Source organism: Tritonibacter multivorans (genome assembly GCF_001458415.1).
GTDB lineage: Bacteria > Pseudomonadota > Alphaproteobacteria > Rhodobacterales > Rhodobacteraceae > Epibacterium > Epibacterium multivorans.
The window spans coordinates 321370-343443 of the sequence record NZ_CYSD01000037.1; the positions used below are offsets into that span (position 1 = coordinate 321370).

General features: G+C 58.2%; 24 protein-coding genes and 1 tRNA gene. 9 read left to right on the forward strand and 16 right to left on the reverse strand.

Going from position 1 to position 22074, the window contains the following annotated elements; all coding sequences use genetic code 11:
• From TRM7557_RS12585 to regB, 4 genes are all read right to left on the reverse strand, one after another.
• Positions 1-999: an aminoglycoside phosphotransferase family protein gene (locus TRM7557_RS12585; protein WP_058290552.1), complete on the reverse strand. Its 999-nt coding sequence runs from the start codon at positions 997-999 to the stop codon at positions 1-3.
• On the reverse strand, positions 996-1475 hold the full coding sequence (gene tsaE, locus TRM7557_RS12590; RefSeq protein WP_058290733.1) for a tRNA (adenosine(37)-N6)-threonylcarbamoyltransferase complex ATPase subunit type 1 TsaE: 480 nt from the start codon (positions 1473-1475) through the stop codon (positions 996-998). The genes TRM7557_RS12585 and tsaE overlap by 4 nt, the downstream gene beginning before the upstream one ends.
• Before the next feature lie 57 nt (positions 1476-1532).
• Entirely contained in the window at positions 1533-3104 is a 1572-nt protein-coding gene (locus TRM7557_RS12595) for a PAS-domain containing protein (RefSeq protein ID WP_058290734.1), read from the reverse strand.
• A gap of 84 nt (positions 3105-3188) precedes the next feature.
• On the reverse strand, positions 3189-4607 hold the full coding sequence (regB, locus tag TRM7557_RS12600) for a sensor histidine kinase RegB (protein WP_058290553.1): 1419 nt from the start codon (positions 4605-4607) through the stop codon (positions 3189-3191).
• 110 nt (positions 4608-4717) lie between these two features.
• Between regB and TRM7557_RS12605 the strand changes: the two genes are divergently transcribed.
• On the forward strand, positions 4718-5335 hold the full coding sequence (locus TRM7557_RS12605) for an SCO family protein (RefSeq protein WP_058290554.1): 618 nt from the start codon (positions 4718-4720) through the stop codon (positions 5333-5335).
• Positions 5336-5426: 91 nt separating this feature from the next.
• Entirely contained in the window at positions 5427-5981 is a 555-nt protein-coding gene (locus tag TRM7557_RS12610; protein ID WP_058290555.1) for an ActR/PrrA/RegA family redox response regulator transcription factor, read from the forward strand.
• 3 nt (positions 5982-5984) lie between these two features.
• On the opposite strand, the gene TRM7557_RS12615 is transcribed toward TRM7557_RS12610, so the two are convergent.
• Both TRM7557_RS12615 and TRM7557_RS12620 read right to left on the reverse strand, forming a co-directional pair.
• Entirely contained in the window at positions 5985-6578 is a 594-nt protein-coding gene (locus TRM7557_RS12615) for an HD domain-containing protein (RefSeq protein ID WP_058290556.1), read from the reverse strand.
• 24 nt (positions 6579-6602) lie between these two features.
• Positions 6603-7748, reverse strand: a complete 1146-nt coding sequence (locus TRM7557_RS12620; protein WP_328586548.1) for a glycosyltransferase family 8 protein — start codon at positions 7746-7748, stop codon at positions 6603-6605.
• Positions 7749-7840: 92 nt separating this feature from the next.
• Here TRM7557_RS12620 and TRM7557_RS12625 point away from each other — a divergent pair, with 92 nt between their 5' ends.
• Entirely contained in the window at positions 7841-8155 is a 315-nt protein-coding gene (locus TRM7557_RS12625) for a hypothetical protein (RefSeq protein ID WP_058290558.1), read from the forward strand.
• A gap of 144 nt (positions 8156-8299) precedes the next feature.
• Positions 8300-9685 (forward strand): adenosylhomocysteinase, encoded by a 1386-nt coding sequence (gene ahcY, locus TRM7557_RS12630; protein WP_058290559.1) that lies wholly within the window; start codon positions 8300-8302, stop codon positions 9683-9685.
• A gap of 52 nt (positions 9686-9737) precedes the next feature.
• Here the strand turns inward: ahcY and queF are convergent, their stop codons facing one another.
• The 4 genes from queF to queC are packed head-to-tail and all read right to left on the reverse strand — an operon-like array spanning position 9738 to position 11991.
• A complete protein-coding gene (gene queF, locus TRM7557_RS12635; RefSeq protein WP_058290560.1) occupies positions 9738-10202 on the reverse strand; it encodes a preQ(1) synthase in 465 nt (154 codons plus the stop codon).
• Between the two features lie 15 nt (positions 10203-10217).
• The gene (gene queE, locus TRM7557_RS12640; RefSeq protein ID WP_058290561.1) at positions 10218-10925 is read right to left on the reverse strand and encodes a 7-carboxy-7-deazaguanine synthase QueE; all 708 of its coding nucleotides are present in this window, start codon (positions 10923-10925) and stop codon (positions 10218-10220) included.
• Positions 10922-11287, reverse strand: a complete 366-nt coding sequence (gene queD / locus TRM7557_RS12645; RefSeq protein WP_058290562.1) for a 6-carboxytetrahydropterin synthase QueD — start codon at positions 11285-11287, stop codon at positions 10922-10924. The genes queE and queD overlap by 4 nt, the downstream gene beginning before the upstream one ends.
• Positions 11287-11991 carry a 7-cyano-7-deazaguanine synthase QueC gene (gene queC, locus TRM7557_RS12650; RefSeq protein WP_058290563.1) on the reverse strand — a complete coding sequence of 235 codons (705 nt, stop codon included), beginning with the start codon at positions 11989-11991 and terminating at the stop codon, positions 11287-11289. Before queC ends, queD begins: the two co-directional genes overlap by 1 nt.
• A gap of 252 nt (positions 11992-12243) precedes the next feature.
• On the opposite strand from queC, the gene TRM7557_RS12655 reads away from it, so the two are divergent.
• Positions 12244-12585 (forward strand): DUF2853 family protein, encoded by a 342-nt coding sequence (locus TRM7557_RS12655; RefSeq protein WP_058290564.1) that lies wholly within the window; start codon positions 12244-12246, stop codon positions 12583-12585.
• A gap of 197 nt (positions 12586-12782) precedes the next feature.
• On the opposite strand, the gene TRM7557_RS12660 is transcribed toward TRM7557_RS12655, so the two are convergent.
• Genes TRM7557_RS12660 through tsaD form a run of 5 tightly spaced genes read right to left on the reverse strand, consistent with a single transcriptional unit; the run spans position 12783 to position 15977 of the window.
• Positions 12783-13178, reverse strand: coding sequence for a DUF1761 domain-containing protein (locus tag TRM7557_RS12660; RefSeq protein WP_058290565.1), 396 nt, complete (start codon positions 13176-13178; stop codon positions 12783-12785).
• Between the two features lie 46 nt (positions 13179-13224).
• Entirely contained in the window at positions 13225-13647 is a 423-nt protein-coding gene (locus TRM7557_RS12665; RefSeq protein WP_058290566.1) for an EVE domain-containing protein, read from the reverse strand.
• Positions 13647-13919, reverse strand: coding sequence for a YciI family protein (locus TRM7557_RS12670; protein WP_058290567.1), 273 nt, complete (start codon positions 13917-13919; stop codon positions 13647-13649). The genes TRM7557_RS12665 and TRM7557_RS12670 overlap by 1 nt, the downstream gene beginning before the upstream one ends.
• 1 nt (position 13920) lies before the next feature.
• Positions 13921-14883 (reverse strand): NAD(P)H-dependent glycerol-3-phosphate dehydrogenase, encoded by a 963-nt coding sequence (locus TRM7557_RS12675; protein ID WP_058290568.1) that lies wholly within the window; start codon positions 14881-14883, stop codon positions 13921-13923.
• Positions 14880-15977: a tRNA (adenosine(37)-N6)-threonylcarbamoyltransferase complex transferase subunit TsaD gene (gene tsaD / locus TRM7557_RS12680; protein WP_058290569.1), complete on the reverse strand. Its 1098-nt coding sequence runs from the start codon at positions 15975-15977 to the stop codon at positions 14880-14882. Before tsaD ends, TRM7557_RS12675 begins: the two co-directional genes overlap by 4 nt.
• Positions 15978-16048: 71 nt before the next feature.
• On the opposite strand from tsaD, the gene TRM7557_RS12685 reads away from it, so the two are divergent.
• The 3 genes from TRM7557_RS12685 to TRM7557_RS12695 are packed head-to-tail and all read left to right on the forward strand — an operon-like array spanning position 16049 to position 19723.
• The gene (locus tag TRM7557_RS12685) at positions 16049-16774 is read left to right on the forward strand and encodes a uroporphyrinogen-III synthase (RefSeq protein WP_165592459.1); all 726 of its coding nucleotides are present in this window, start codon (positions 16049-16051) and stop codon (positions 16772-16774) included.
• A gap of 53 nt (positions 16775-16827) precedes the next feature.
• Entirely contained in the window at positions 16828-18207 is a 1380-nt protein-coding gene (locus tag TRM7557_RS20175) for a COG4223 family protein (RefSeq protein ID WP_058290571.1), read from the forward strand.
• A gap of 10 nt (positions 18208-18217) precedes the next feature.
• A complete protein-coding gene (locus TRM7557_RS12695) occupies positions 18218-19723 on the forward strand; it encodes a heme biosynthesis protein HemY (RefSeq protein ID WP_058290572.1) in 1506 nt (501 codons plus the stop codon).
• Positions 19724-19833: 110 nt separating this feature from the next.
• On the opposite strand, the gene TRM7557_RS12700 is transcribed toward TRM7557_RS12695, so the two are convergent.
• Positions 19834-19909 (reverse strand) — tRNA-Thr (locus tag TRM7557_RS12700).
• A gap of 185 nt (positions 19910-20094) precedes the next feature.
• On the opposite strand from TRM7557_RS12700, the gene TRM7557_RS12705 reads away from it, so the two are divergent.
• Complete coding sequence (locus TRM7557_RS12705) at positions 20095-21726, forward strand: GMC family oxidoreductase (protein WP_058290573.1); 1632 nt, start codon at positions 20095-20097, stop codon at positions 21724-21726.
• The last annotated feature ends 348 nt before the right edge of the window (positions 21727-22074 follow it).

A 22074-nucleotide genomic window follows, 5' to 3' on the forward strand; every position in this document is an offset into this window, starting at 1 on the left:
TCAGGGGGTCAGTTGGCGCAGAACGTCTGCTGTGGGCGCAGGCAGCGCCGTGCGTAAGTCTTCAGAGACGGGGGCAAGGGCCGGGTGCTCGAGCCCCTGTATAAAATGCGCCCAAACCCGCGGCATCAGGTCGAGGTATTGGGGTTTCCCCATTGTGCGGGCCAGACGGGCAAAGATCCCGAGGATCCGCATATTGCGCTGCACGCCGATCACAGCATAGGCGGTTTGGAACGTCTGGCCGTCTTGACCCGTTATTGCAATATATCGATCAATCATCTGGCGTTCGATAGTGGCAGGCACATCGCGGCGGGCGTCCTGCAACAGGGACACCAGATCATAGGCCCGGTGGCCGCGTCTGGCGTCCTGAAAATCAATGACACCCACACGTGCGTGCCCTGAACGATCGGGCAACCACATCAGATTTTGCGCGTGAAAATCCCGGTGCACAAAGACCATGTCGCCGGTGAGGGTTTCGTGCAGGATGGCTTCGAACTTTCGTTCAAATTCCGCGCGCAGCCTTGGGGCGTCATCACCCAGAACAGCCTGCCGGTATTCCGTAAAGGCAAGCGAGGTCATTTCGGCCAACACCGGCGGGGTTAGCGCCGCAAGATCCGGGCCGTTTTGTTTATGAAGCGCGGCGAGGAAGTCAGTTGCCGCCTCATAGAGGGTGCTTTCTTGATCTGGACTGTCTTCAATGACCGCCGCAAAAAGCGCATCCCCAAGATCTTCCAGCAAAAGAAGCCCCGCCTTTGGGTCCTGATGTAAGATCGCTGGCACAGACACGTCGCGGTTCTGCAAAAGCGCTGTGACATTCAGATAGGCGTCCATAGGGCCATTGCTGTCCACAGGCGCGTCCATCAGAACGACGCTTTGGCCGCTGTTATCTTGCAGGCGCTCGTACCGGCGCAAAGAGGCATCCCCGGCAAGGGGGTGGCGTTGCCAGCTTTCCCAAGGGGTGCCTGCCAGAAAGGCCGCAATTTCGGCGTCGCGATTTGTCATAGCGTGTCCAGTTTCTCAGCCCATTTGGGGTCGGACCACCTCAGCTCTGCGGTGCGGCTTTCTTCGGCATCCGCGACCAAAGACAGGGTCACAGTCAGAGCATGCGCCGGGGCAAGCTCTTCCAGACGATCAGGCCATTCCACAAGGCAGATGGCATCTTCAAAAGCTGCCAATAGGCCAAGTTCCTCGACCTCATCCGCATGCCCAAGCCGATAAAGATCAGCATGCCAGAGTTCACCCGCTGGAACATCATAGACCTGCACAAGCGTAAATGTCGGAGAAGGCACATCCTCGGGCACCGTCATAAGGGCCTGAATAAGGCTGCGGCAAAAATGCGTTTTGCCTGTGCCAATAGGGCCTTCAAGCAAAATGACATCGCCGGGCACAAGGCGCTGGGCGATGTCAGATGCGATCCGTGAGGTGTGGTCTGGCGTGGTGAACGTCAGCTGTTTTTCATATGTGGTCTGGGGCGTCATCATGGCCCCACAATGGCCTTCTGCCCGAGGGGCTGCAAGGCGGATAATCGTGGTTTTCTACTCGGGTTTTTGGGGTGTTGTGTCGAGTGATGCTTCCAGCGCAAACCGTTCTTGTGCCGGAGGTGTCAGAGCGAGGTTTTCAGACCGAAACCGCACCAAAGTAGACCCATTGGGCAAGGCGTTGACCTGACAAATCAGCTCTGTTCCGTCGCGCTTCGCGACTCGGGCCCACCAGTCTGTGCGGCCCTCACCGCCGGCGACGAAGTCACGGATATCACCCCACGCAGAGGTTGCAGCGGACATGTCTTGCCATGTGCGGCAGGCATCCATGATCGAATATTTAGCAAAGCTCGCATCAGGATCGGTCTGCCACATGTCGTGGTACGTCGCATTCGAGAATGTGAGGCTTCCATCTGTACCAAAGACGGCAACGGCGTCCTGGAAGGTGTCGAGGATCGACTGGCCCAGTTCCAATTCAGTGCGGAATTGGCGGGTGAGGGTGATTTCGGCGGTGATGTCTTCGAACAGGAAGGCAATGGCGCCGTCGGGGTGTGGGCGGCCCGACACCGAGTAAACCGAACCCGAAGGAAGCGACCAGGTTTCCTGATAGCGCCCTTCAGAGGCGGCTTCCAATAGATCATCCATCTGATGACGCCAGCTTGAATAGTTCTTGGGTTCCGGCAGCATGCGCTGATCCCGCAGACGATCAAAGAAGGTCATCATGCTGGGGCGCGAGCTGAGAAAGCTGGCAGGCAGTGCGGTCAGATCGATCAGCACGGGGTTGAACAGGACCAGCTGGCGGTTGCGGTCAAAGATCGCAAGGCCGATGGACAGTTGGGCAAAGGTCTTTGCAAGCGTCTGAACAAAGTTGCGCTGGGCGATTTCGGCATCGACCACGGCGTTGACGTCCATCGCATGGCACAGCCAGCCGGCCTCAGTTTCGGTCGCGGAGACATTATACCACAGCTTTTTGTCAGTCTCTGGCAGAACGATAGAGATACGCTCTGCTTTGCCGCTGCTCATTGGCGCATCCAGATCCGGGAAAAGCGGCGCCGAAACAGAGGCGTCGCGGCCACGGATTTTCTGGTTCAGCCGATCATAGGCCAGATTGGTCCAGGTGACGGTGGCATCCTCTGATTGCAGCCAGACCGGATAGGGGGCTTGGTGAACCGCAGCCCGCAGAGTGGTGAGCTCCTGATTGACGGCGGCTTGCTCTTCCTCACCCTCGGCGCGGCGCAGCTGAACACGGGTGATGCCATCGATCCATTCGCAATGGGCCTCGCGGTTGTCTGCGTCATTGGTGCCTGCAACGGTCAGGTGGCCGACGTCTTTGATGAACCCCGGAGATTGTGGCAGGCCAGGGTAGCTGCGCACCAGTCTGTCGCGCAGGACGGACCAGTTTGCATGATCGATTTGATCGCCCAGAAACCGACGCGCGCCGGTCGACCAGCCAATCAGGTTTTGATCATCAAACAGGAACACCGCGTCGGTGCGGCCATCTGTGACCAGCAGTTCTTGTTCAGGGCCGCGATTGCGTGGTTGTGGTGTGAGGAACCACACCGCAACCGCTGCACTGGCAATGCACAGGCTTGCCAGGATGAACCATTCCATCGACAAATTTTCCAGCATTTTGCGCCCCATTTGGTCTGTGTTAAGACCATATTTCGTCACAAAGGTTAAATCATGCTTAATTGGTTGCTGGAAAGTGAATCCTCAGGCTTGCAAAGGTCTATTTTCTCCTTTGGGTACAGGCGTATCACCGGTCACAGCATCCACTTTGGCGCGGGGCCATTTGACTAAGACAACCGCCCCGGACTGCCCCGAGGGGAGGTCTTTGGTAACCGCATTCTCTCCCGAATCTTTACCATTTGCAAAGCTGACCCGCGCGCCGCTGCGTTCCAGCAGGGTTTTGGCAATAAACAACCCCAGACCCATACCCTCGTAGCCGGGTCTTTGGCTGCGTTCGCTTTCAGAGGACCGGCGGCGCATGAAGGGGTCACCCAGCCTGCCGTGAAGATGGCTGGAAAACCCTGTACCATCGTCGCTGATGCGCACCCAAAGTTGATCCTTGGTCCAATGGATTTCGACCCAGACATTGGCCGTCGCAAAATCAACTGCGTTCTGGATCAGGTTGCGAAGGCCGTGGATGATCTCCGGTTTGCGCAGAACGCTTGGCTGTTCACCAACGGTGCCGTCTTGCGGGTGTTCTGAAATATGGATGCGTTTGCCGCGATCCATGTGGGGTTCGGCAGCTTCATCAATCAAAGCGGCCACCGGGGTCTGACGCATATGGAGGTCATCTTTGCCCGCCCGTCCCATTGAACGTAGAATATCGCGGCAGCGATCGGCCTGGTCCCGGATCAGGCTGGCGTCTGCGCGCAGGTCCGGTTGGTCGTCCAATTCGTCAATCAGCTCTGCGCTAGCCAGTTTTATGGTGGCCAGCGGGGTGCCAAGCTCGTGGGCGGCAGCCGCAACAACGCCACCCAGATCGGTCAGCTTCTGTTCGCGCGCCAGGGCCATCTGAGTGGCCACCAGCGCGTCGGACATGGACCGGATTTCCGCGTTGATCCGATAGGAGTAGACGCCAATGAACAGGATTGCGATGACAATAGCGGCCCAGTTTCCGAACAGAAACAGATCCGGCATGGCCACCACCAGCCCAGACGCGGTCATTAAAGGCAGGTGGTAGGGCATCAGCAAAGTCACCAGCAGGATGGCCAGCGTGCCGATCACCATGGTCGACCATAGGCCCATAACAGATGCCGAAATTGTCACCGGCCCAAGGAGCAGCAAGGCAAAGGGGTTATTGAGCCCCCCTGTCATGAACAGCAGAAACGCCAACTGCAGCAGGTCAAAGACCAGCATCAGGTGATTCTGCGGCTCGCTGAGGCGCTTGTTCATGGGGAAAATGAACAGCGCGATAATATTGCTGAGCGCAGAGACGCCAATGGCCAGGTAACAGGGCAGCGCATGGATCTGCAGGCCAAAGACGCTTTGCGCCACCCAAAGCGCAGACAGCTGGCCAAAAATGGCAGTCCAGCGCAAAAGGATCTGCGTGCGCAGACGGATCCAGTGGCTGCGTTCCTGTCCATGCATCAGCCCATCCATCGGGCCGGGGCTGGTCTCGGTCATGTGACATTCACTCCCATTGAATCTTGCGCACATATTGTTAGGTCTGGCGGGAAGACGATACAAGCCGCCGCAGCGCGGGGATGTCGCGGATCACTCTGAAGGAGCCAGCCATGAAACCAACCTATGCCATTCTAGCCGTCGTTGGTGTGGCCGCCGTTCTGGGCGGAACATGGTATGCGACGCAAAGCGATGCTGATCGGTTTGCTGATTGTCGCGCATCCAATGTGGCCGGCGGCACCGGCGCGATTGGCGGGCCTTTCGAGTTGGTGAATGCCAAGGGTGAAACGGTCACCGACACCGATGTGATCACCGAACCGTCGCTGTTGTATTTCGGCTTTACCTATTGCCCGGATGTCTGCCCGCTGGACACCAGTCGCAATGCCGAAGCTGTCGATCTGCTGACCGAGCGCGGCTATAGCACAACGCCTGTTTTTATCTCGATCGATCCGGAACGCGACACACCCGAGGTGGTAGGGGATTTTGCCTACAACCTGCATGAAAAGATGATCGGGCTGACAGGATCGCCCGCGCAGGTGAAAGCAGCAAGCCAAGCGTACCGCACCTATTATAAGAAGCAGGAAAGCGATGATCCGGACTATTACCTGGTGGATCATACCACGATGACCTACCTTGTTTTGCCCGAATATGGGTTTGTCGAATTCTTCCGTCGGGACATGTCACCGGAAGCTATGGCGGACGCTGTTGCTTGTTTCGCCGACAAAATCTGACCGGACATAGTCGAACGGGTATTTGACCTTCTCGGTTTTCCGACGATATATCCAGTCAGCACATTCATTTCGCAGACAAAAGGACATGGTTATGGCCGATGCCGATCTCCACGAACTGGGCGAGGACCGGTCGCTTCTTTTGGTAGATGACGACGAACCCTTTCTGCGTCGTTTGGCAAAAGCCATGGAAAAGCGTGGCTTCGCGGTGGAAACTGCGGGCTCGGTTGCGGCAGGACAGGCAATTGCGACCGCGCGCCCACCGGCTTATGCGGTTGTTGATCTGCGGCTTGAGGATGGCAATGGGCTCGATGTGGTCGAGGTACTGCGCGAAAATCGCCCTGACAGCCGTGTGGTTGTGCTGACAGGATACGGTGCAATTGCGACCGCAGTCGCCGCGGTAAAGATCGGCGCGACCGATTACCTGTCCAAACCCGCTGATGCCACCGACATTATGAATGCGCTCTTGGCCAATGGGGACGAGCTGCCGCCGCCGCCAGAAAACCCGATGAGCGCGGATCGCGTGCGTTGGGAACACATCCAGCGCATCTATGAGCTTTGTGATCGCAACGTGTCCGAGACCGCGCGTCGCCTGAACATGCACCGCCGCACACTGCAGCGCATTCTGGCGAAACGCAGCCCGAAATAGGCTCTAAAGCTGGGCCAAGAGTGTTTCGTGCCGGGTGACAAAGTCCCGGCGCACCTCAACAGGGGGGCGCAGATGAATGTCGAGCCCCCGGATCAACTCGGCATCTGGGCGGCCAAAGAATTTGGTGGCTTCACTCTCGGAAAAACCCGCAATCTGTACGGCTTCCATCCATGCTGAAATATTGTCGGCCCGTTTGATCTGCGCTTTGATCGTTTTCGGCAAGGTCGCAGGCAGGCCAAACCGCAAATGGATCGCCGCCGTGAGCTTTTGATCCAACTCCCCATAGCCCGACCCAACAGCGGCTTTGACCGGTGAAATCATATCGCCGATCACATATTCCGGCGCATCATGCAACAGGGCCGCCAGCTGCCATTTCACGGGGGCTTTGGGGTATTTTCGGGTGAACAGTTCTTCGACCAGCAGCGAATGTTCCGCCACCGAATAGGCAAAATCGCCCCGCGTCTGCCCATTCCAGCGCGCGACAAAGGCAAGCCCATGGGCGATGTCTTCGATTTCAATATCCACGGGTGTCGGGTCCAGCAGGTCGAGCCGACGGCCCGACAGCATGCGTTGCCAGGCGCGGGTTTTGGTGGTCATGTCGTGCTGCCTTCTGCGTGAGTGTCACAAAATGACATAGAGCTCATGGTCGAACCTGCGCAACAGCCGTGCAAACTTCCCACCAGAAAGCAGGTGTTTCAGAAGGGATTTGCGTGTTTTTGCACTGTCGGGCGCCCAGGGAACATCGGTGGTGCGGAACGCTTTTGCTTCGGGGAAATGCTGTTTGGCAAATTGCCACATGGCGCGGGCGTATCTCGGGCTCAGCTCGGCTTTGGGGTCGTTCCAGGGTTTGGTCTTGCCGATGAAATGCACCAGATTGGGTTCCGCCTGCAGGGCAAACAGGCGCGAAGACCAGGTGAACTGCCAGTTCCAGGTCGGATGCAGCTCGGCCCAGGCGCCCAGCAAGACGGAATTATAGAGGTTCTGGTCATGGCGGATCATCCGATCTGCGTTTTCGGTGCCCAAAGCCACGCACCGGTTCAGAAGGTCCTGTTCGTTGTAGCGCGCCACATCCATCAGGATCACGCCGGCATTGAAATATTTGGCGGTTGGAAGCCCCAGAACCTTGAATTGCTTGGGTCTGCGGTTTGGGGTACGCCATTGGCTGTTGTCGCGCACAGCGGCAATGGGGTAGGGGGCAAACTCCAGATCCAAAAGTGCATTGAAATCGCCACCCTGGATGAAAACATCGCTGTCGAGATAGAGGATGCGGTCATATTCCCCGGCAAAGGCTTCGGGCAGGGCAAGACGCAAATAGACGTCGTGACTTTTGCCTTTGTCCAATCGCAACCCTTTAAACCGGTCGCCCACATCAATTTTGCAGCTGCGGACATTCAAATGGGCCAAGCTGTCCGGAAGAACAACCGGTCGTTCGCAGAAGCAGAAACAAATGTCGAAATCCGGGTTTAGTGTCAGCGCGGAAATCTGCGCGGCCGCGTGGGCCGCGAACAGAAGGTAGTTTTGATCGCAGCAAAAAATAACTGCTTTTCTGGCACTTGCAGGGCGAGATGCCGCCACTGTGACGCGGGATGTAGTCAAAGTCTTTACCATAGGAAACTGGTGTCTATGTCGCCATCCACATTTCACGACTTGAGTCATGAGATCAATGACCCCGTGATCAAAAGGATGCCCGCTTAGTTCAAAAGCGTCACACCTCAGCACGATCAATTGATCGAGGGTTTCCTTGAACCGGCGCGCCTTGATCCACATGTCATTAAAGTGTCATAGTTTCAGGAAGGGGCCTTGTCCCCAAGATCGGACAGCTCCTTTCAGGATCTCAACAGACCAGAAAGGAAAGACCCATGTTCAAACGACTTTTCTCCGTTGCCCTTGTGTTTGGGATGGCTGCCATTGCGCCGCCCGCCCTGGCCAATGCCTGCGCACCGCGCGAGGTCATCACAGATCGGCTGAGCGAAAAATACAAAGAAACACTCAGCTCCGGGGGCCTGCAGACCGGACAACAGACCGGTACCATGCTGGAAATCTGGACATCCAATGAAACCGGAACCTTTACGGTTCTGATCACCCATCCCACAGGCGTCAGCTGTGTGGTTGCCACGGGTGAGGATTACTTCAACGCCAGTCCTGCGGTGGTTCCACCCGGTGTTCCTGGCTGATTTTTACGGTTAGGTCACCAATCCATAAGAAGTGTCCCCTCAGGGGCACGATTTGGCCACCACCTCTTCATGTTCGTTGCTTGGTAACCAGTCGGGTGTTACGCCACTGGGCAAGTTTATCTCGCAACCGAAACGGAGAAGACAATGGCCGCTGACTATATCGTCAAGGACATCTCGCTCGCAGCCTTTGGCCGCAAAGAACTCGACATCGCGGAAACCGAAATGCCAGGCCTGATGGCTCTGCGAGCGGAATATGGCGAAGAAAAGCCGCTGAAAGGCGCGCGGATTGTTGGCTCTCTGCATATGACGATCCAGACCGCCTGCCTGATCGAAACGCTGGTGGCGCTGGGCGCGGATGTGCGCTGGGCGTCCTGCAACATCTTCTCGACCCAAGACCATGCGGCGGCGGCAATCGCTGCGGGCGACATTCCGGTGTTTGCGATCAAAGGCCAGTCCCTGGAAGAGCATTGGGATTACCTCGACAAGTCCTTCATGTTCCCTGAAGGCCCGAACATGATCCTCGACGATGGTGGCGACGCGACGCTCTACGTGCTGCTGGGCGCACGCGCCGAAGCAGGCGAAGACATCATTCCCGTGCCGCAGTCCGAGGAAGAAGAGGTCATCAAGGCGCAGATCAAGAAACGCATGGAAGCCTCGCCGGGTTGGTTCACCAAAACCCGCGACGCGATCATGGGCGTGTCCGAGGAAACCACCACCGGCGTGCACCGTCTGTATGAACTGCAGAAAAACGGCCAGCTGCCCTTCCCGGCGATCAACGTCAACGACTCCGTCACCAAGTCTAAGTTCGACAATAAATACGGCTGTAAAGAATCGCTGGTCGACGGCATCCGCCGCGCAACCGACACCATGATGGCCGGTAAGGTCGCTGTGGTTTGCGGGTACGGCGACGTGGGCAAAGGCTCTGCCGCCTCGCTGCAGGGCGCTGGCGCGCGCGTCAAAGTGACCGAAGCCGACCCGATCTGTGCACTGCAGGCCGCAATGGACGGTTTCGAGGTGGTTCTGCTGGAAGAAGCGCTGGACGCGGACATCTTTATCACCACCACCGGCAACAAGGACATTATCCGCATCGAGCATATGCGCGAGATGAAGGATATGGCCATCGTTGGCAACATTGGTCACTTCGACAATGAAATTCAGGTGGCAAGCCTGAAGAACCACAAGTGGACCAATATCAAAGAACAGGTGGACATGATCGAGATGCCTTCCGGCAACCGCATGATCCTTCTGTCCGAAGGCCGTCTGCTGAACCTCGGCAATGCGACTGGCCACCCGTCTTTCGTGATGTCTGCGTCCTTTACCAACCAGGTTCTGGCGCAGATCGAACTGTTCCAGCGCGGTGATCAGTACAAGAACGAAGTCTACATCCTGCCCAAGCATCTGGACGAGAAAGTGGCCGCGCTGCACCTCGACCGCGTGGGCGCGAAACTGACCAAGCTGACCACCGAGCAGGCCTCCTACATCGGTGTGACCCCGGAAGGCCCGTTCAAGCCAGAGCACTACCGCTACTAAGTGGCAGCTCTGTCCCAATAGAAAAGCCCGGTCGTTTGACCGGGCTTTTTTGTTATCCGCGCCCGCGGTAAGGGGGCACGCCTTGATCCGGGATCCAGACGCTTTCCGGCATCGGGCCGGATTGCCAGAACACATCAATCGGAATGCCGCCGCGCGGGTACCAGTAGCCGCCAATGCGCAGCCATTGCGGGTCAAGAAATTCGGCCAAGCGACGACCGATCGATACGGTGCAATCTTCGTGGAAGGCGCCGTGGTTGCGGAAGGATCCGAGAAACAGTTTCAGCGACTTGCTTTCCACCAGCCATTCGCCCGGCACGTAGTCGATGACCAAATGCGCGAAATCTGGCTGCCCGGTCATCGGGCAGAGCGAAGTGAATTCCGGGGCGACAAAGCGCACGTTATAGGCGGTGTCGGCCTGTGGGTTCTGAACGCGCTCCAGCTCGGCCTCAGAGGGGTCGGTGGGCAGGACAGTGTCGCCGCCCAGTTGCTTCAGATTGCTATAAATAGAGTCTGTCATTGGAATGCTCCTGTCTCAGACGCCACGCTTATTGCCCCAGAGGAGCACATGAAGCTGCGGCAGAATACGGGGGGTGAACCAGCGGTCACGGGTCACCTTGTCGACAAGCCACAACATCCGGTCGAGGCTGTCTTGGGTTTCAATCGGCGTTTCCGGGTCGACCTCTGGATTGCCCGGCTGAAGGTACAAGGGCAGACCGGGATAGCGTTCCGATGCTGCTTTGGCCCAAGCATAGTCGGTTTTGTCAAAAACAACGATCTTCAGGACCACCTGCGGACGGTCGCCCGCCGCTTTCAGGCAGGCATCAAAGGCGTCCCAGTCCACGGCTTCACCGCTGGAGGGCGGCTTGGGGCTCAGCACCAGCGTATCCAGATCCGCAAACCACGGTTTGGCGATAGACCCTTGGGTTTCGCAAGCAAAGCGGTAGCCCTCGGTATGGCCAAGCGCGATCACCGGCGCGAAATCCTGGATTGCGGGGTTGCCGCCGGACAGGGACACGGTCAGGGGACGCCCGCCCGACAGATGCCGGACCTCGTTCCAGACCGCCTTTGGCGTCATCGGTTTCCATTCGTGGCGATACGCGCTGTCGACCGCATGCAGGCTGTCGCACCACGAACAGCGGTAGTCACAGCCGCCCGTGCGCACAAACACCGTTGGCTCGCCAATCAGCGCACCTTCGCCTTGGATGGTGGGGCCGAAGATTTCGGCAATGCGCAGTGTCACGACGCCGGACGCGGTCTGTATTCGGCCCAGGTCTTGGGCGTTTCCGACACGCGCACAGCCGAGGTCTGCGGCCAGCGTGCCTTGCACCATGTATAGAAATGATAGGCCACGTTTTCGGTGGTCGGCGGCAGATCCATTACATTGTTCAGGTGCTTATGGTCGAACTCTTCGTCGATATAGGCCTTGAACGTGTCGAGCTCGTGGAAGTCGATAATGAAGCCGGTGTCATCCAGCGTCTCGCTCTCCAGTTCGAGATAGACAATGTAATTGTGCCCATGCAGGCCCGCGCATTTGTGGCCCTCGGGCAGCGTGTCGAGGCTGTGAGAGGCGCAGAAGTGGAACTCTTTGCAGATACGGAACATTATGCGCTCTCCTCAGCTGTGCCGGTGGCTGCGCGCCAGAAGTCCGGATCCTCGTAAGTGGTAGGGTCTTCAATGCCCGCCAGATGGAAGGCCTCGCGCCGTTCCACGCAGGTGCCACAGCGCCCGCAATGGTGTTCGCCGCCTTTGTAGCACGACCATGTGTCGGCAAAGGGCGTGTTTACACGTGCGCCTTCGGTGACGATGTCGGCCTTGGATTTATGCACGAAGGGTGTGACCAGGGATACGTCGGCATAACCATCCAGCGCAGCCCGCTGCATGGTGTCGAACGCTTCGGTGAACGCAGGCCGACAGTCCGGATAGATGAAATGATCGCCGCCATGCACCGCCGTTGCCACGCCGGTATCGCCATTGGCCGCAGCAATGCCATAGGCGATGGTCAACATGATTGCGTTGCGGTTCGGGACCACGGTCACTTTCATCGTGTCTTCGGCATAGTGGCCGTCGGGCACGTCAATATCATCGGTGAGCGCCGACCCCGTCAGCGAGGCACCAATGGTGCGCATGTCGATGATGTGATGCGGCACGCCAAGGCGCTGGGCGCAGGCCGCCGCATAGTCGATCTCTTTTGCATGGCGTTGACCATAGTCAAAAGACACCAGCCGCGAGAGTTCCCCCTTGGCGGCAATAGAATGGGCAAGCGAAACAGAATCCAGCCCGCCCGAGCAGATTACGATAGTCTTCATTTTTCAGTCCTTGTTTTGATGTACCGGGTAGGCTGCGACCGGTCGGGCGGCGTTTAGAGTAAAGGTGAGACGAGATCCAGCAAAAACTCGTTCAACCCAAGCGGTCATGTCGGCAATTTGGCGCGGCAAAGGGGCCAAAAATGACGCGTAAAAGCAGAAAAAACCCTTTGTGGGCTTCCCAAAGCGCCGTACCGTTCCACCCACAGAAATAAACTTTGCCTGAACAACGGCGCCAAATGGGAGAGATACGATATGGGCAAGCGTGACGATTTGATCGCTCAATACGCAGAGGACCTAAAGAACAAATGCGGCATGGATCCGGACATGGATCTGCTGACCAAAGTGACCATCGGTTGCGGTCCGGCGATCTACAACGCGGATGCCTCCACCGTTGCCGGCAGCCAGCCGAGCGAGCTGGAAACCGTTAAAAACAATTTCCTGATCAAGAAACTGGGCCTGGCTGATGGTCCCGAGCTGATGGATGCGATCGACAAAGTGATCGAGGTCTATGGCAAATCCGAACGCAACAAATACCGCGCGGTTGTCTACTACATGCTGACCAAACATTTCAGCAAAGAGTCGGTTTACGGCTAAGTCAATTTCAGCCGCTGCATTCGGGCGGTGACGAGACCTTTAGAAGTTTAGGTTCTGAGAAATTGCAAAGACCGCGGGACTCAGGTTAGGCGTTCTTGGAACGCGCTCCATACGCTTCAAAATCGAGAATCCGTGGTGGATGAGAAAGAGGGGAGGACATTTGGTCCTCCCCTTTTTTGCGTCGCTGATCTGTGCTGTCAGAACAGGGCGAGGACCAGCCCTTTGATCGCACAGGCCAGCGTGGCATAGCCGCCATCAATCACGATCAGCCATTTCGATCGCATGCTGTAAAATGTGTTGAGCGCGATCCAAGGGGTGATCAAAAACAGGCCGATGCCAAGGCCCGCAATCAGCCCCTCCCCAATTGTGTCGATCGCCGATAGTGCAAAGATATGGCGCATCATGCCAGCAACGATCAATTGGCACAGAAACCCGCCGACATAGAGCATTGGGTTTGATCCGTTTTTTGGCTGGCCATTTTCGTCCTGCGGCACGCCAGAGGCTTTCATCCACGGCTTTGCCAATGCGCCATAGTAGCCGGCACCCGCCGCAAAAGCGGCCACTGTTGCCAGAATAATCGAGATAACTTCCATCTTATCCCCCTGAAAATAATGCATTCCCTAGGGGCAGGATGCCATATTACGCCGGCCGCGTCTGCCCCATAGAGCAGATCTTCATCCATTCGTCTTCCGTCACCGGTTGCACAGACAGGCGGGAGTTATTGACCAAAACCATCTCCGCAAGTTCGGATGTGGCTTTGATCTGGTCCAATGTCACGGGCCGCACAAAGCCATGGCGGGCTTTGATGTCCACGCATTCCCAGCGCGGGTCACCTGCTTTGCTGTCGGGGTGCACCTCGGCGCAGACCTCGACAATGCCGACCACGGATTTTTCCTTTTGGGAATGGTAGAAGAAGCCAAGATCCCCCAGCTTCATCTGTCGCATAAAGTTGCGCGCCTGATAGTTGCGAACGCCGTCCCATTCCTCGCCCATATCACCCTTGGCGACCTGATCAGACCAGCTCCAGGTGGAAGGTTCGGATTTGAACAGCCAGTACGCCATCAGCCGATCACTTTTTTCCAGGTGATCAGCTCAACCGCTTCAAACAGACCTGCCTTGGCATAGGGGTCACCCGCGGCCCAAGCTTCGCCTGCGGCCATATCTTCAACATCGAGGATAATGAGGGAGCCAACCATATTGCCGTCCTGATCCAGCAGCGGGCCCGCCTGGGCCACAACGCCTGTCTCTTCAATATAGGCCAGGTGGGCGGCGCGGTTTTCCATCCGGGTGTCCAGATGATCGGGTTTATCGCGGGCGATCAATGCAATGAGCATTTTATTCCTCTTTGAGTGGTCTTTTAAGCAAATGAGCCATTGCTTCTTCGATCGTCAAGTTACGATTGACCAAATTGGTTACCGCGAGGGTTATTGGCATATCGAGACCATCCTTCTGCGCAGTCTGCGACAGGGCCTCGGCGGTTGCAGCCCCTTCGACCGTAATAGAGTCGTCAAAATCATCGCCACGCCCCAAGGCCAGACCCAGTTGGTAGTTCCGGGACAAAGGCGACGAACATGTCAGCGTCAGGTCGCCAAAACCAGACAATCCAGAAAGGGTCTCGGGCCGGGCGCCGCGCGCTGTCGCCAACCGCTGCATTTCCGTATAGCCACGGGTCATCAGCGCTGCACGCGCGCTGTCGCCAAGGCCCGCGCCAATCACGGCACCGCAGGCAATTGCGATGACGTTCTTGAGCGCACCGCCAAGTTCAGCTCCGATCACATCATTGCTGCGATAAAGGCGCAGGCTTGGTGTTGAAAGAAGGTCTTGCAGCAATTTTGCTTGATCCGGCAAGGCACAAGCAAGCGTCAGAGCGGTCGGCAACCCACGGGCAATATCGGCCGCAAAGCTGGGGCCGGTCAGCAGGGCGGGCGTCGCTGTTGGGCAGCACTGCTGGATAACAGCGACGGGGCCCACACCGGTGCCGATCTCCATCCCCTTGCAGCAGGCAACAAGCGTTTTACCCTGCAATAGGCTCTGATTGCGTTCCAAGAACCCGCGCAGCTTCTGCATGGGAACCGCAAGCAAAAGGACCTTTGTTTTGCAGGCCACTTCCAGATCAGGCGTAACGGTCAGCGCGTCGGGAAATGGGGCATCGGGCAGGCGGCGGCTGTTTTCACGTGCGGTTTGCATCGCGTTAGCTTGATCCGCATCCCGCGCCCACAGCGTCACTGGCTGTTTCTGCGCAATGGCAATGGCCAAGGCGGTGCCAAAAGCGCCGGCACCCAGAACGGTTATGCTCATGCCTTTGCGCCTTTCTTGCCGCTGCCCAAAAGGGCGGGGCTGGTTTGATCCAGCGGCCAGCGCGGTCGCGCGGTTAGATCCATTCCATCCCGCGCGCCTGCGCGGAACCGCTCGAGGCCCGCATAGGCAATCATGGCCGCATTGTCAGTGCACAGCCGCAGGGGTGGGGCGGTGAATTTAGTCTCTAATTCGGTGCAAAGCGCCATAAGTCCGGCCCGGATCTGAGTATTAGCCGCCACACCACCGGCCACCGCGAGGGTCGGGATGTTCGGGTTTTCTTCCAGATAAGTTGTCAGCGCACGGCGGGTTTTTTTCACCAGAACGTCAACCACGGCGTCCTGAAACCCGGCGCAGAGATCGGCGCGATCCTGTCGGGTCAGCCCGCCCTTTTCGGCTGCAATCTGGTCGCGCATCCGCATCAAAGCGGTCTTGAGACCCGAGAACGACATATTGCAGTCGGCCCGATCAGACAGCGGGCGCGGGAAGCGGAACCGTTTGGGGTCGCCCTTTTCAGCCTCGGCCTGAACCGAAGGGCCACCCGGTTGCGGCAGACCCAAAAGCCGGGCGGTTTTGTCAAAAGCCTCGCCCGGCGCATCATCAATGGTGCCGCCAAGGCGGGTAAAGTCTTCGGGGCCGCGGGCAATCAGGAACTGGCAGTGGCCGCCTGACACCAAAAGCATCAGGTAGGGATACGTGACCCCATCGGTCAGGCGCGGGGTCAGCGCGTGGCCGGCCAAATGATTGACACCGACCAGCGGCAGACCGCGTGCAGCAGCAAGACCTTTGGCACACATGACGCCCGACATAACGCCACCGATCAGGCCGGGGCCTGCGGTGACGGCAATCGCATCAATGTCATCCAGCCCAACTGCGGCCTCGGCCAATGCGTCGCGCACGCAGCCGTCCAGCTTTTCGGCATGAGCGCGCGCGGCAATCTCGGGCACAACACCGCCAAAGGCGCTGTGCAGTTCAGTCTGACCAAAGACGACGGAGGATAGGATGTCAGCGGGCTTGCCTTCGGTTTGCCGTACAACGGCGGCGGCTGTGTCGTCGCAGCTGCTTTCCAGGCCAAGGATCGTTAGGGTTTCGCTCATGGTCCCACCGTTGCATCAATTCCGCACGGGGGCTACCACCTATGGGTGCTGCAAACAATCCCGGGACCGCAATGGCTGGCCTTCTGATGACACGCCCCACCGAGGGCAATACACGTTTCCTTGCGCTTTTGCCGGAGGCCCTGAAGGCGCAGTTCAACGTGGTGGAAAGCCCCCTGATCCAGATTGCGTCTACAGGTGAAAAGCCTGCACTGCAGGATACTGATCAAGTCATTTTTACCTCGCAAAACGGGGTGGAGGTCGCGTCGGTTTCGACATCGATGCGGCGGCCTGCGCTTTGTATTGGGCCGCAGACCACTCAACGTGCCTGTGAATTGGGCTGGGATGCGAAAATGGCGGGCGAAAACAGCGGGGAATTCCTGCGGACTCTGCTCAAAATGCCAGCAGTGGGGCGGCTGTTGCATCTGCGCGGCACACACAGTCGAGGCGCGATAGCGCAAACACTTCGGCAGGGTGGAATCGATTGCCGTGAGCAGGTTGTCTACAGCCAAGATCTGCTGGAATTTTCTGCGACCGCGAACAGATTGATCAAGTCGGATATACCCTTGATTGTGACGCTTTTTTCACCGCGCACCGCGCGACATTTCGCGCAGATTATGCCGCATAGGCAGCATTTGACCCTGATTGTATTGAGTGACGCAGTGGCGGAGCCATTGCGACGCTTGCAATGTGAGGCGCTACACGTAAGTAAAACACCCAACGCCCCTGCAATGGCAGCGCTTTTGAATCAGGTGGCAGACTCTGATCCTTGGGTTGAGAGGCTGCGGTCCAAAGACTAGGCTGCTGAGGCAGTACGGGGTGATATTGTTAAAGGAATCAGGGGGGAGCCGCGGTGGCCGAGGAAAAGAAATCTCAGAAGGCGTCTGACGCTGTAGAGGCGGCAGAGCAAGACGTGGCGAAGCAGCCCCTTGTTGAAGAGGTTGCAGAAGACGTGGTCGAGGAGCTGGAAGCGGAAGACGTAAGCGCCGAGGCGGATGCCGACGACAGCAAAGACGAAAACCGCGAGACAGAGGTTGACGCCGAAGAGTCGGCGGATGAGCTGTCTTCCGAGACCGAGACCGAGACCGAGACCGAGACCGAGACCGAGACCGAGACCGAGACCGAGACCGAGACCGAGACCGAGACCGAGACCGAGACCGAGACCGAGACCGAGACCGAGAAATCCGACGTGTCAGCGATTGAAGAACCGCCTGCACCTGTTGTTGAAAAGGTCGTCGAAAAACGCGGTGGCTTTGGCGCGGCGCTTTTGGGCGGTGTGGTGGCGGCCGGTCTGGGGTTTGTTGTGGGGCAGGGCGATTTGCTGAACTCTGTTCTGCCGGCCTCGTTCCAGAAACCTGACGTTGATCTGACTCCTTTGGAAACCACGCAGGCCAGCCTCAAAGAGGATGTGGCGGCCCTTCAAAACTGGCAGGCTGAAAACCAGGGCCCAGACCTTGGCCCGTTGGAAACCCGTTTGACCGCGTTAGAAACAGCGGCTGATGATGCAGATGCCCGGCTGAACCTTCTGGCTGGCGCACAGGATTTGACGGAACAGCTGGCCGATCTGTCTGCGCGGGTGGACGCGCTTGAGGCCCGTCCGCTGACCGAAGGTGCAAGCGCTGATGCGGTTGCTGCCTTTGAAGCGCAGCTTGCCAAGGTCCGCGAAAACCTCTCTGCACAGCAGGATGAGGTCAAAGCGATGGTGGCGGAAGCACAGGCAATGGAACAGGCCAGTGCAGAAGCCGCGCGCATTGCTTCGGCTCAGGGCGTGGCCAGCCGTTTGATCGCGGCACTGGATGCAGGCAAACCTTTTGGTCCGCTTCTGGATGAGCTGTCCGCCCTGAAAGTTGATGCGCCTTCTGAACTGGCAGGCACTGCGGATGCAGGGGTTGCCACACAGGCAGCCCTGCGTGATGGGTTTGCCCCGGCCGCTCGCGCCGCCTTGAGCGAAGCACGCGAGGAAAACAAAGCTGCTGGTGGTCTGCTGGACTACGTAAACCGTCATCTGGGTGCGCGTTCTGTCGCGCCGCGCGAAGGCAGCGACGCGGATGCGGTTCTGTCCCGTGCAGAGGCCGCCGTGCGCAGCGGAAACATTCAGCTCGCGCTGTCCGAACTGTCGGAACTGCCCGAGGCCGCAAAACCCGCAATCGCCGATTGGGAAACCGCTGCCCAAACACGTCTGTCTGCGATGGCCGCTGCCGAAGCGCTGTCGCAAAGCCTGAACGCCAAATAAGGACGCTGCCATGCTCTGGTCTCTTACCAAAATTCTCGCTTTCTTCGCGATTGTCTGCGCCCTGACCATCGGCAGCATTGAGCTGATTGGCCTTGCAGGCGGTATTCAAATCACGGTCGCCGGGGTGGAATACACGCTGACGGCGTTCCAGTCGGTGATCGCGCTGGGCCTCCTGATGGGGTTCAGCTGGGTGTTCTTCAAATTGATCGGCCTGCTGATCGCGCTGTTCAGAGCCGCCATTGGCGACGAAACGGCACTGACCCGGTTCTGGGGAAAGCGTCGCGAACGCAAAGGTTACAAGGCGCTGGCAGACAGCCTGATGGCGCTGGCATCTGGCGAGGGGCAGCTGGCGCTGTCCAAGGCAGCCCAAGCAGAGCGCAAATTGAAAAACCCGGCCCTGACCGATCTGCTGGTGGCTCAAGCCGCTGAAATGGCCGGTGATACCCGCAAGGCCGAAACCGCCTACAAACGTCTGCTGTCGAACCAGAAGACCCGCTTTGTTGGCGTGCGTGGCATTATGAAACAGAAGCTGACCGAAGGCGACACGGACACCGCGCGCCAGCTGGCGGAAAAGGCGCTGGCACTGCGTCCTAAGCACGAAGAGGTGCAGGATACCCTGCTGCGTCTGCAGGCACAGGCCGCAGACTGGGCGGGGGCTCGCAAAACGCTGGCAACCAAGCTGAAGACCGGCACCCTGCCGCGTGATGTCTACAAGCGGCGCGATGCGGTGCTGGCGCTGTCCTCGGCCAAGGGTATTCTGGCCGAGGACGCCACGGTTGAGCAGCAGGAACAGGCCATCGAAGCCAACCGCCTGTCGCCTGATCTGATCCCTGCAGCGGCCCTAGCGGCACGTGCCTATATTGCCAAGGGCAAGACCCGCAATGCGGTGCGCGTGATCAAGAAAGCCTGGGAAGCGCAACCGCATCCGGATCTGGCGCATGTCTTTGCGGAAATCGCACCGGATGAAACGCCGGAAGCCCGCGTCAAACGCTTTGCCCAGTTGTTGCGGATCAAGCCTGATCACGATGAAACCCGTCTGGTGAAGGCAGAGCTGCTGATCGTGGCCGAAGACTTCCCCGAAGCGCGCCGCGCGCTGGGCGATCTGGTTGAACGCGCACCGGATGCACGCGCCCTGACGCTGATGGCTGCGATCGAAAAGGGCGAAGGCGCATCGGATGCGGTGATCCAGGGCTGGCTGACCAAGGCGCTGTCCGCGCCGCGTGGTCCGCAGTGGGTCTGTGACAGCTGTAACCACATCCACGCGGAATGGAGCCCTGTCTGCGAAAACTGCGGCAGCTTTGACACGCTGAGCTGGAAACGCCCGGAAACCCCAGAGATCGCAACAGCGACCGGAGCACAAATGTTGCCCTTGATCGTGGGCAAGCCGGACACCGCCCTGCCGGTTGCTGAGGTGGAGGTTGTGACCCCGGAAGATGTCACAGACGCGCAAGCGCCGACCAAGACAGCAGAAGATGCCGTTGAAGACGGGGAAAAAGCTGAAAAGATCGCCAGCTGATCCAACGGATCTTTACTGCGAAGACTTCGAAGGCGCGTCGGGAAACCTGCGCGCCTTTGCTTTGTGCCGCAGTTTTGGCGGCCTAACGTCGATGGTGTAAACGGGAAGGATGGTGCCGATGATAGGACTCGAACCTACGACCCACGCATTACGAATGCGTTGCTCTACCAGCTGAGCTACATCGGCGCCGGGCATGGATATAGTCAGGCCGATTTGGTGAGGCAAGCCCAAAGGGTGCAGCCTGAGCGTGGAAGCGCCCCCCCAAAACCGCAGCCAAAGGTGTTTGACGTATCGTAAGTATGGACAGAAATCCCTGCCGCAGGCCTCCATGAACGCAACGAAGATCTCGACGCAGTGGGAGGAACGCGGCGATGAAGTTCGACTATGTGATTGTGGGGGGCGGTTCTGCCGGCTCCACCCTTGCCGCGCGATTGAGCGAAGATCCGGATAAAACCGTCTGCCTTCTTGAGGCAGGGGGTGGCGGCAAGGATTTGGTGATCCGAATGCCTGCGGGCGCTGTTGCGATGATTCCCGGGCGACCCAAGATCAACAACTGGGCGCTTGAGACCGTGCCGCAGCCGGGGCTCAAGGGGCGGCGCGGCTATCAGCCTCGGGGGCGTGCGCTTGGAGGCTCCAGCGCCATCAATGCGATGCTTTATGTACGGGGCCATGCCAGCGACTATGACGATTGGGCTGCGCTGGGCTGCCCCGGATGGGGGTGGGAGGACGTACTGCCCTACTTCAAGAAGTCAGAGAACAATGGCGACTTCCAAGATGACCTACATGGCACGGATGGTCCGCTGCAGGTCAGCGCACAGAAAACGCCGCGGCCATTGACGGAGGCCTTTGTAAAGGCCGGGGAAGCGCTGCAGATCCCGTCGCGTGCGGATTTCAACACCGGGGAGCACGAGGGCATTGGCCATTATCAGGTGACCCAATTTCATGACACCGCCAAGAACGGAGAGCGCTGTTCCGCAGCCGCAGGTTACCTGTTTCCCGCTATGGATCGCCCGAATCTGACGGTTCTGACCCTCGCATCCGCGCAGCGTATTCTGTTTGAGGGCAAACGCGCGGTTGGCGTTGCATTTAAAACGGCGGGCAAAACGCAGGAGGTGTTTGCCACGCGGGAAGTGATCCTGTGTGGCGGCGCCTTCCATTCCCCACAACTGTTGCAGCTGTCTGGGATTGGTGATCGGGCGGATCTGGAACCTCTGGGCATTCCAATGGTCTATCACGCGCCAGAGGTGGGGCAGAACCTTCAGGACCATCTTGATTTCATCCTCAGCTATAAAACGCGGGACCGGGACAATTTTGGGATTTCCCTTCCGGGCGCAGTGAAGCTGATCACAGAAGGGCTGCGCTGGCGAAAGGACGGAACTGGCATGCTGGCAACGCCCTTCGCCGAAGGGGCGGCTTTTCTGAAAACGGACCCCGCCCTGCCGCGGCCAGACATCCAGCTGCATTTTGTGATTGGGATTGTTGATGACCACGCGCGCAAACTGCACCCCGGGCACGGGTTCAGCTGCCACATCTGCGTTTTGCGTCCAAAATCTATGGGGACGGTGCGCCTCGCCTCGGCTGATCCGAGCGCTGCCCCCCTGATCGATCCACAGTTCCTTGCGGACCGCGAAGACCTTGAGGTGTTGGTTGCAGGCACCCGGATTGCACGCCGGATCATGCAGACTGCGCCCTTGGCAGATTTTGTGGCGCGTGAGCTGTATATAAATGGCGATGCCTCGGATGCAGAATTGGAGGATCACATTCGAGCGCGCGCCGACACAATCTATCATCCGGTTGGAACTTGTCGGATGGGCGACGACAGAAATGCGGTGGTTGATCCGCAGCTTCGGGTCAATGGGGTTGAGGGGCTGCGAGTGGTCGATGCGTCGATTATGCCGCGTCTCATTGGCGGCAATACCAATGCTCCGACAATTATGATTGCGGAAAAGGCCGCCGATATGATCCGCGCGGATGCGAACGCACAACGTTTTGTGGCGCGGTAGCAGTTCCGAAAGGGAATTGTGCCAAAGTCATCGGGTCGGGAGCGGTGATGCCGCAGCCTGACCCCTGGCGGAGGGGCCCTGTTCAGAAGACGCAGTGGGCACGAATCGTCGAAATTCCACGGTCTGTCCTGACTGTTTAAAGCCAACTCAAGTGCCCGGAATTTCAGCGTGCCACATTGTTGCCACAAGATCTCCTCGGTCTTGCCATAGCTCCACCTTGAAAAAGCCAGTATGGCCGCACTTTTGCCTTATAAATCAATCGTTTGGATAGGTTAGTTGGGGCAATTTTATCTGTTAAGAACTGGTTAGGAAACGCCTCTGTATCCCGGTTATGGGTGAACAGAAAAG